Raw genomic sequence first — 9,479 nt, forward strand, 5'->3', positions numbered from 1 at the left:
AAAACTTGAAATCTCTCTGTTTCTGCGCAGGTCACTGCGGGGTAAGACCATTCCAGGTTTTACCCCGCTTTTTGCGTCTCCCACAACAGGCTTTGAAAGGTCGAGATTCCATGCGACAATCCAACCGAACCCCTCTCACCCACCCCCTGCGGCGCATCCTCTTTTTGTGCCTGGGACTGATGATCATGGCCTTTGGCGTGGCCTTTTCCATCAAAGCGGGGCTGGGCACCTCCCCCATCTCCAGTGTGCCCTATGTCACCTCGGAAATTTCCGGCCTGTCGGTGGGGGCCACCACCATCATTATGAATTTCCTCTTTGTCCTCATTCAAATCGCCATTCTCCGCCGCAACTACGACTGGTTCCAGATACTGCAATTCCCGGCCGCCATTCTCTTCGGGTTCACCATCGACGTGGCGGAATGGGTCATCGCCCCTCTGCCCTGCTCGGGCTATCTCATGGCCTGGGGCTACTGCGCCCTGGGCATTGCGCTCATCGCCTTTGGGGTGAGCGTGGAAGTGATGGCCCATCTGGTGACCACCGCCGGGGAGGGCATTGTGCTGGCCATCTGCCAGGTGGCCCCGGTGAAGTTCGGCAATATGAAGATGTGTTTTGACGTGACCCTGGTGTGCATCGCCATTGTGCTGTCGCTGGTGTTCCTGGGCCACCTCAGCGGCGTGCGTGAGGGCACCATCGCCGCCGCTATTCTGGTGGGGCAGATCACTAAGCAGACCAATAAACTCACCAAGAAGGTGGAGTTGTCGGTGCTGAGCTGACAGAATTAATTATCAAAAACGGAGCAAGCGATTTTTCGCTTACTCCGTTTTGATAGGCCCCGTTATTTGTTGTCTCCATTTTCCTCTGAGCACACTTCATATGTGGCCAGAACCATTTTAATCCAATACCTAACATTTGTTTTCATTTTATAATAGCTAACAATAGATAGCACAGGAAAAATAATTCCGCATACAAGAGCGACTGTAATGTTATCTACTAGGTCACATAATCGTAAATGTACGCACCACCCCCATGCGACAAGAGATAAAGCAGCAAAACAAACCATCCAAAGACAATCTAGCCCTTTCAGCGCACGCATTTTCTCTGTCTTACTGTTATGTCCGTGTACCTGTATCTAGTAACTGCAATACGCAAAGAAATATTCACATTGTTCCGCCGTGTAAACTCCATCTTTCACCGAAATTCCCTTTTTCTCGAAAATTTTATCGGCCAACCCTTTATAAACTGCAAGTTTACAACTGTTGTTGTCATATATCTCTTTATCGTTTAAAATCGAACTTGTTATGCCGCTTTGAAACTTTAAAAAACCTATGTTTTTTGTTAAGCATGAGCCGATAAATTGCAAACAAGCCCCAATTATATAACATAAGAAGATAATAACTGCATACATGATTATGTCATGATTTGGAAGCTCCATTTTCTTTTCTACATAGGAAAGCGGAAATATTCCCATTACATGCAGGCCAAGCAAAAAGATACCACCACTAAAAATTACATTAAAAAAATCATACAGCGAAAATTTCTCTAATATCCCATCCATTACACCACGCCCCTTGTAATGTCTCTTTTCATTGTACGCTATCTACATAAATAATTCAATGGAGCCAATGTATAAGGTAATCAAGCCAGCTCGGACGGCATACAACGCCGCCCGGGCTGGCTCTTTTTCATGGTTTGATTCTCACCCGGTGCTCAATCGTCCGCCAGCAATTTGGCCGGGGGAATATCCAGCACCTGGGCAATCTTGAACAGTGTCTCCAGAGACACGCCACGGATGGTTCCCGTACCCTCCACTTGTGCAATGAAGTTGACGCTTTTGCCCACCCGCTCCGCCAAAAGTTCCTGGGTCAGCCCCGCTTTTTTCCTGTAGTACGCAATCTTTAAGCCTAACGTGATATAGCGTTCTGGGAATTCCGTGTGCATGGTATCGCCTCCTGCTATTATGCTAACAACAAAACAGCAGGATTATAATTTTCTACAATTGCATAATCCTTTACTTTGAGTAAATGTATATGTATAATGGAGCAAAGTCACTTCTTCACATTGGGGGTGAGACTTTGTTTTCATCTGAACCGATATACACCGTCAGTTTCTTTGGGCATCGAGTTATTTCTGATTTTTCTTCTGTTGAGTCCAAGGTAGAACAGCTCATTTCAACTCTACTCACACACCATCAGCATGTAGATTTTCTGGTGGGGCGCAATGGGGATTTTGACCTCGTGGTCACCGCCGCAATTAAGCGTTGGCAGTCTCAAACTCACAGTGATGCTTGTTCTCTTATTTGGATGCTTCCCTATCCCACAGCGGAACTCCAGACCCACCTCTCTGATTTTGAAGCATACTATGATGATATTGAGGTGTGCCAAACTGCCGCCCAAGCACATCCCAAACAGGCGTTTCAAATTCGAAATCGAGAAATGGTCGAACGCAGCAATCTTGTGGTATTTTATGTTGCCCATTCTCATGGTGGAGCGTATCAAACACTCTGCTACGCAAGGAAACGGGGAAAAGCTCTGGTTAATCTAGCTTTCCCTGAGTGAATAGTGAAGAGTGATTAGTGAATAAGTAAGAAGTAAAACCCGCCAAACTCCCCTGGAGTTTGGCGGGTTTTGGCACCCCCGGCGAGAATCGAACTCACAACTAACCCTTAGGAGGGGCTTGTTATATCCATTTAACTACGGAGGCATATCAAATTGTCCGGCAGCCCATGGCCGCTTGGTATATTCTACCCAATTCCACCGATACTGTCAATGCGGCACAAGAACTTTTCTGGAATCGGGCGGGTTTTTCTCCCCTTCTGCCGTTGCAATCCAACACATTTCGGGATATAATAAGTGACTGTGTTTTGATCGGATGTGGGAATTGTGTCCACATTCCCATGGTAGTTTATGGGCTGTGCAAAACAGCCAGACAATAAGGAGAACGAGAGATGCGAAACGAGAAATTGAGAAACGTAGCCATCATTGCCCACGTTGACCACGGCAAGACCACCCTGGTGGACGAGATGCTCAAGCAGGGCGGCATCTACCGGGAGAATCAGGCCACGGTGGAGCGTGTCATGGACTCCAACGACCTGGAGCGTGAGCGCGGCATCACCATTCTGGCCAAGAATACCGCCGTCCACTATAAGGATACCAAAATCAACATCGTAGACACCCCGGGCCACGCCGACTTCGGCGGCGAGGTGGAGCGTATTCTGAAGATGGTCAACGGCGTCATCCTGCTGGTGGACGCCGCCGAGGGCCCCATGCCTCAGACCCGCTTCGTGCTCTCCCGTGCCCTGGAGCTGGGCCACCGGGTCATCGTGGTGGTCAACAAGATCGACCGCCCCGACCAGCGTATCCACGAGGTGGTGGACGAGGTGCTGGAGCTGCTGATGGACCTGGACGCCACCGACGAGCAGCTGGACTCCCCCACCCTCTTCTGCTCCGGCCGTCAGGGCACCGCCTCCTACTCCCCCGACGTGGTGGGCACCGACCTGGTGCCCCTGTTCGAGACCATTCTGGAGTACATTCCCGCCCCCGAGTGTGACACCGAGGCTCCCTTCCAGATGCTGGTCTCCTCCATCGACTACAACGACTTTGTGGGCCGCATTGCCATTGGCCGCATTGAGCGTGGTACCATCAAGCAGAACCAGGAGATCGTGGTGTGCAACTACCACAACCCCGACGAGGCCAAGAAGGCCAAGGCCGTGAGCCTGTACACCTTCGACGGCCTGGCCCGCACCCCCGTCACCGAGGCCGCCGCCGGTGAGATCATCGCCATGAGCGGCATCGGCGACATCACCATCGGCGACACCATCTGTGCCCCCTCCGCCGTGGAGCCCATCGAGTTTGTGAAGATCTCCGCCCCCACTCTAGAGATGACCTTCTCTGTCAACGACTCCCCCTTTGCTGGCCGTGAGGGCAAGTTCGTCACCAGCCGCCAGCTCCGGGACCGCCTGTTCCGTGAGACCCTCAAGGACGTGTCCCTGCGGGTGACCGAGGTGGAGAACTCCACCGACTCCTTCAACGTGGCGGGCCGTGGCGAGATGTCCCTGTCCATCCTCATTGAGACCATGCGCCGGGAAGGCTACGAGTTCCAGGTCTCTCCCCCCCGTGTGCTCTACCAGGAGATCGACGGGGTCAAGTGCGAGCCCGTGGAGCGTGTGGTCACCGATGTGCCCGCCGACAACGTGGGCGCCGTCATGGAGAAGCTGGGCGCCCGCAAGGCCGAGTTCCTCTCCATGACCCCCGTGGGCAGCCGCATGAAGCTGGAGTTCCTGGTCCCCTCCCGTGGCCTGTTCGGCTACCGCAACGAGTTCTTGACCGACACCAAGGGCGAGGGCATCATGGCCTCCGTCTTTGAGAAGTACGTGCCCTACAAGGGCGAGATTCAGCGCCGCAACACCGGTTCTCTGGTGGCCCACGAGACCGGCGAGTCCGTGGCCTACGGCCTGTTCTCCGCCCAGGACCGTGGCGCTCTGTTCATCGGCGCTGGTGTGCCCGTGTATGAGGGCATGGTGGTGGGTGTGTGTCCCAAGATGGAGGACATCACCGTCAATGTCTGCCGCAAAAAGCAGCTGACCAACATGCGTGCCTCCGGTTCCGACGAGGCCCTGCGCCTGGTGCCCCCCCGCATTCTCTCCCTGGAGCAGTGCCTGGAGTTCCTGGCCGACGACGAGATTCTGGAGGTCACCCCCGAGAACCTGCGTCTGCGCAAGCGCATCCTCAACCACGAGCAGCGCATGAAGGCCCAGAAGGGTAAAAAGTCCTAATATCGTCTCAAAAAATGGGGACGTTGCCGAGGCAACGTCCCCATTTTATTATTAGTAGAACAACTGAGAGAACAGGCCAGCCAGCCCGTTGGACAGGAATCTCTCCAGGAACTCCCGGATGGTGATACTACTGCCATCCAAGGTCAGGGTGATGCCGCCCACCGTCTGAATCACACAGGGGGGAACAATCCACCAGCTCACCGCCAGGATCACCAGCATACCGCCCAGGTAGCACAGCCAGAACATTCCGCTGCTCTGGTCGCCGCACACCGCTTGGGCAGACAAGCTGCCGCACACCACCGCTGTGAAGCAGGCCAGAACCACCAGGCCCACGGCCACATTTAGAGAGAAGAAGGCGCACACAAAGGCCAAAAACAGCACCACAGTGGTCACGCCGCCGTTGGCGCTGTTGGCGATGTACATATCCAGAATGCTGCCGCCGCTTTTAAAGATGCGGGTGAGGGCAAAGAGCACCAGGGTAAACAGGGCCATGCCCACCACTGCAATGATGAGGCCAAACAGGATGCTGCCCAGGGGGTTGCCCCGCACCGTCATAACGGAGCTGCTGCCCATCAGATTACCCAAACTGCTCAAAGGCCCGATTGTGCTGCGGATGCTGCCAGCCACTTGGCCCACCACATTCCACAACAGAGCGATGACCACCACCACCCGGATTACCGAGAGGGTCACCGCCACAGTGAGGTTCTTCTCTGCCACAGCGGTGCGGATGGCCTGGACGGGGGAAGCCCAATACTGGGCAAAGAAGGGTTTCAGGCTCTTGGCGGCGTGGACGGTGGTGTCCCGCACCTGTCGGCCCATCTGGGCGAACTGCTGGGCGTTCTGGCTCCCCGGCTGGCCCTGCCCGCCCTGGGGCTGGTAGCCATATCCGCCGGGCTGCTGCTGATAGCCATAGCCAGACTGCTGCTGCGGTCCGGGCTGTTGATAGCCGTACCCAGAGGGCTGCTGTTGATACCCATAGCTATTCTGCTGGGTGTCAGCTCCCGGCTGCTGGTAGTTGTACTCCGGCGGTTGGCCGCTGGGTTCCGACGGCTGGACCGTGGACTCCGGCTGCTGCTCTTCGGGGGTTGTCTGGTCGCCCTGGGGCTGTCCATAACTGTACCCCTGCTCTTCCGGCGGGGTGGCGGGCTGCTGGGGCGGGGTCTGCTCCACCGGAGCGCTCTCCGGCTGGGTCGTGGGTGGCTCCTGCTGCTGTTGCTGGGCCTGGGGGCAGGTGCACAGCTGCCCATCCTCCAGGGGTGCGCCGCAATACTCACAAAACCGCATGTTATCTCCTCCTCTGTTGGGCTCCGCTTACCGTCGGCGGGCCTGGTTGTCCGCACTCGTGTTTCTTCCACAAATTTCGGGTAACTCTATCCTAACACTTTTGCATGCAAAAGTAAATGTATGTTTCTGGGAAGCCCTGCCCTTCTGCCCTGTCCTCTTTGTTGCGGGGTGAGAAGGGACATGGTATAATGACAGAAAACACGTCAAAAAGGCCCATTCATCCCACTGCCATGGGCTTAAAGGAGCGTCTATGAATATTTTTCTTCACATCTGCTGTGCCCCCTGTTCGGTGGCTTGCATTCAGCAACTCCGGGAGGAGGGCCACGCCCCCACCGGCTTCTGGTACAACCCCAACATTCACCCCTTCCTGGAGTACAAGGCCCGCCGGGACACTCTGCGCCAGTACGCTCAGGACATTGATTTGCCCCTGGTGGAGCTGGACGACTACGGTCTGCGGGAGTTCACCGCCGCCGTGGCCGCCAATTCCGACGCCCGGTGCTCCTGGTGCTACGCCCGCCGCTTTGAGGAGACCGCCAAGACCGCGGCTGAGCGGGGCTTTTCCGCCTTCACCTCCACCCTGCTCATCTCTCCCTATCAAAACCGGGAGCTGATGTGCGAGATTGGGGAAAAAGTGGGCAAAAAGTACGGGGTGGATTTTCTGCCCTATGACTTCCGCCCCCGGTTTAAGGACGGACAGGAGCAGGCCCGGGCGTTGGGCCTGTATATGCAAAAATACTGTGGCTGCATTTACAGCGAGGAGGACCGCTTCTCCAACCGCCGGAAAAAGCAGCTTCACAAGCTGCACAAGCAGCAGGCGGCCCAGGCCGCCGCAGAAGGGAGATGACCACCATGGCACTGCAAGAAGGGAAGATTTACCCCGCACATATTGAAAGCTATGCCAGCGACGGCACCGGCGTGGCCCGCATTGACGGCATGGTGGTCTTTGTCCACGGAGCGGTCCGAGGCGAAGAGGCGGACGTATGCATTGAGCACGTGGGCCACAACGCCGCCTGGGCCCACATCGCCACCCTGCGCGCCCCATCCCCCGCCCGCATCGAGCCGGACTGCCCTCACTACCGCCAGTGCGGAGGCTGCCAGTTCCGCCACATGACCTATGAGGAAGAGCTCTGCGCCAAGCGCCAGCGGGTGGAGGACGCCCTCCACCGCTTAGGCGGTCTGGACCTGCCTGTGTCCGCCATATACGGGGCAGAAAACACCCAGGGCTACCGCAACAAGGTACAATTCCCGGTGAGCGGGGACGGCATCGGCTACTACCGCTCCCGCACCCACCAGGTCATTGACATTCCCCACTGTCACCTCCAGCCCCAGGTGGACAGCCTGTGCCGCCAGGTGGTGGCGGACTGGATGAACCAGTACCGCATCCCCCCCTACCAGGAAAAGACGGGGAAGGGCCTGGTGCGCCACCTGTATCTGCGCACCAACCAGGCCGGGGAAGTGCTGTGCTGCCTGATTATCAACGGAAAAAAACTGCCCCACGCTCAAGAGCTGGTGGAGGCGTTGAAGGCCGCCGTGCCCACGTTAGTGGGTGTAGTTTTGTCGGTAAACACCCGGAAAACCAACGTGATTTTGGGCACCGAGTACCACACCCTGTGGGGCCAAGACTGGCTGGAGGAGACCCTGTGCGGCCACACCTTCCGGCTGTCTGTCCCCTCCTTCTTCCAGATCAACCAGCCCCAGACCCAGGTGTTATACAGCCGGGCGGTGGAGTTTGCGGGCCTCACGGGCACCGAGACGGTGGTGGACCTGTACTGTGGCATCGGCACCATCTCCCTGACCATGGCGGAACACGCCGCAAACGTCATCGGGGTGGAAGTGGTGCCCCAGGCCATTGAGGACGCCAAGGAGAACGCCCGGCGCAACGGATTGGCGGACAAGACCCGTTTCCTGTGCGGCGACGCCTCCCAGCTGGCGCTCCAGCTGGAGCAGGAGGGCATCACCCCCGATGTCATTGTGGTGGACCCGCCCCGGAAGGGGTTGGCCCCCGACGTGGTGGACACCATCGCCCGCATGGCGCCCCCCCGGGTAGTGTATGTATCCTGTGACCCCGCCACCCTGGGCCGGGATTTGAAGCGGTTTGCCGCTCTGGGCTATGTGTCCCAGCGGGCGGAGGCTGTGGACTTGTTCCCGAGAACGGCGCACGTCGAGACGGTAGTATTATTGTCCAAACTCAAAGTCGACCATCATATCGAAATAGAACTTAAGATGGATGAGTTGGATTTAACGGCGGCGGAAAGTAAGCAACCTACGATGATATGAGCAGTTAGGAAAGGAGGTGGCAGAGATTGGCGGGAAGCAGAGAAACCAAAATCGAGCTGACCGCATACGATGATCTTTTCCAACCGGACGAAAGCCGTGAGGAAACAAAGCTCTCTAAGATAAGGGATATTCCCATATCGGAGATTGACGAGTTTCCAGACCACCCATTCAAGGTTTTAATGGACGAGGATACTCGCAGGATGTAAAACTTGCCGAGCAGCATCAGGCGGCGGGCGAGGAAAAGTTCTGCCCGATGACGCTGAAAGGCGTAGTACTGCTTTCCCACAAAAAACCGGATGGGCATATCAACGTAAAGGTTGAGTTTGGTGAAGGTGAGGGCAAAGTACCGCTGGATAATATCGCAAAGAGCGACAAAGCGTACAAGCCGAAAGAGTGAGTTACATACAAGGAACTTCTGAAACTAGCGAATTCGAAAAAGGATTATAACAGTGTTGCAGATGAGATTGACAGACTGCGGGAATTGAAACAGAACGCACTGGTGGAGAGCGCCGAGCGGGAGGGACTGAAACAGCGGATCAGGGAGATGCGGGAGTTTCTGGAACAGCAGTCCACAGAGGTCACGGAGTATGTTGAACTGCTGGTGCGGCGGCTGATTGAAAAGATCACGGTTTACGATGAGCGGTTTGAGGTGGAGTTTAAATCCGGGGCAAAGGTGGATGTGGAGAGATAAATAACAGAATGGAGTGCCTTGTGGCTTTTGAAATGGCTGCAAGGTGCTTTTTTTATGGGCTGTTAATTTTAAAGAAGGCAGCTTGTGCTTATCAACCATAGGGTTTATAATGGAATTGTATTGATGGAGGTGGAGATGACAACATCAGATATGATTAGAGAATTATGTAACAGAAAAAGTATAAGTTTAGCAGAACTGTGTAGAAAGATCGGACAAACTCCTCAAAATTTCAATAAAAAATTACAACGTGAAACAGTTTCGTTTGAAGAAATGCTTTTAATCGCTAAAACTTTAAATGTTGGCTATGAGCAGGTATTCATATTAGAGGATCAAAAGGTAGGGATAAGTATATTGGGAGATAAAGATATATAAAATTTGATTAAAATATAGGCATGTCGGGAATCTAGGCGAGGAGGGGAAAGAAGTGACAAATAAAATTCGTAATTTTATTTCAAA

The 9,479-nt window shown here is 54.9% G+C and carries 11 protein-coding genes, 1 tRNA gene and 1 pseudogene; 9 read left to right on the plus strand and 4 right to left on the minus strand.

What is annotated here, in order from left to right; genetic code table 11:
• Positions 1-110 precede the first annotated feature (110 nt).
• Entirely contained in the window at positions 111-773 is a 663-nt protein-coding gene (locus E0L15_RS03760; RefSeq protein WP_168124597.1) for a DUF6198 family protein, read from the plus strand.
• A gap of 356 nt (positions 774-1,129) precedes the next feature.
• On the opposite strand, the gene E0L15_RS03765 is transcribed toward E0L15_RS03760, so the two are convergent.
• Both E0L15_RS03765 and E0L15_RS03770 read right to left on the minus strand, forming a co-directional pair.
• Complete coding sequence (locus E0L15_RS03765; RefSeq protein ID WP_168124598.1) at positions 1,130-1,555, minus strand: hypothetical protein; 426 nt, start codon at positions 1,553-1,555, stop codon at positions 1,130-1,132.
• 152 nt (positions 1,556-1,707) lie between these two features.
• Positions 1,708-1,938, minus strand: coding sequence for a helix-turn-helix transcriptional regulator (locus E0L15_RS03770; protein ID WP_087230344.1), 231 nt, complete (start codon positions 1,936-1,938; stop codon positions 1,708-1,710).
• Positions 1,939-2,027: 89 nt separating this feature from the next.
• On the opposite strand from E0L15_RS03770, the gene E0L15_RS03775 reads away from it, so the two are divergent.
• On the plus strand, positions 2,028-2,555 hold the full coding sequence (locus tag E0L15_RS03775; RefSeq protein ID WP_243155373.1) for a hypothetical protein: 528 nt from the start codon (positions 2,028-2,030) through the stop codon (positions 2,553-2,555).
• Positions 2,556-2,625: 70 nt separating this feature from the next.
• Here the strand turns inward: E0L15_RS03775 and E0L15_RS03780 are convergent.
• A tRNA-Arg gene (locus E0L15_RS03780) sits at positions 2,626-2,700 on the minus strand.
• A 244-nt stretch (positions 2,701-2,944) separates the two neighbouring features.
• Here E0L15_RS03780 and typA point away from each other — a divergent pair.
• Positions 2,945-4,771 (plus strand): translational GTPase TypA, encoded by a 1,827-nt coding sequence (gene typA / locus E0L15_RS03785; RefSeq protein WP_168124599.1) that lies wholly within the window; start codon positions 2,945-2,947, stop codon positions 4,769-4,771.
• Between the two features lie 51 nt (positions 4,772-4,822).
• On the opposite strand, the gene E0L15_RS03790 is transcribed toward typA, so the two are convergent.
• Positions 4,823-6,055 (minus strand): hypothetical protein, encoded by a 1,233-nt coding sequence (locus tag E0L15_RS03790; protein ID WP_168124600.1) that lies wholly within the window; start codon positions 6,053-6,055, stop codon positions 4,823-4,825.
• 250 nt (positions 6,056-6,305) lie between these two features.
• Between E0L15_RS03790 and E0L15_RS03795 the strand changes: the two genes are divergently transcribed.
• The 6 genes and pseudogenes from E0L15_RS03795 to E0L15_RS03820 all read left to right on the plus strand — a co-directional run bounded on the left by E0L15_RS03795 (position 6,306) and on the right by E0L15_RS03820 (position 9,395).
• Positions 6,306-6,899, plus strand: coding sequence for an epoxyqueuosine reductase QueH (locus E0L15_RS03795; protein WP_087370880.1), 594 nt, complete (start codon positions 6,306-6,308; stop codon positions 6,897-6,899).
• Between the two features lie 5 nt (positions 6,900-6,904).
• Positions 6,905-8,332, plus strand: a complete 1,428-nt coding sequence (rlmD, locus tag E0L15_RS03800; protein ID WP_168124601.1) for a 23S rRNA (uracil(1939)-C(5))-methyltransferase RlmD — start codon at positions 6,905-6,907, stop codon at positions 8,330-8,332.
• 50 nt (positions 8,333-8,382) lie between these two features.
• A pseudogene (locus E0L15_RS03805) lies at positions 8,383-8,523 on the plus strand (chromosome partitioning protein ParB); the annotation flags it as partial.
• A 62-nt stretch (positions 8,524-8,585) separates the two neighbouring features.
• Positions 8,586-8,729, plus strand: a complete 144-nt coding sequence (locus E0L15_RS03810; RefSeq protein WP_168124602.1) for a hypothetical protein — start codon at positions 8,586-8,588, stop codon at positions 8,727-8,729.
• Positions 8,730-8,813: 84 nt separating this feature from the next.
• Positions 8,814-9,023 (plus strand): hypothetical protein, encoded by a 210-nt coding sequence (locus tag E0L15_RS03815; RefSeq protein WP_168124603.1) that lies wholly within the window; start codon positions 8,814-8,816, stop codon positions 9,021-9,023.
• A gap of 135 nt (positions 9,024-9,158) precedes the next feature.
• Entirely contained in the window at positions 9,159-9,395 is a 237-nt protein-coding gene (locus E0L15_RS03820; RefSeq protein ID WP_168124604.1) for a helix-turn-helix transcriptional regulator, read from the plus strand.
• Positions 9,396-9,479: the final 84 nt, after the last annotated feature.

This window comes from Pseudoflavonifractor sp. SW1122 (assembly GCF_012027765.1).
Lineage (GTDB): Bacteria > Bacillota > Clostridia > Oscillospirales > Oscillospiraceae > Enterenecus > Enterenecus faecium.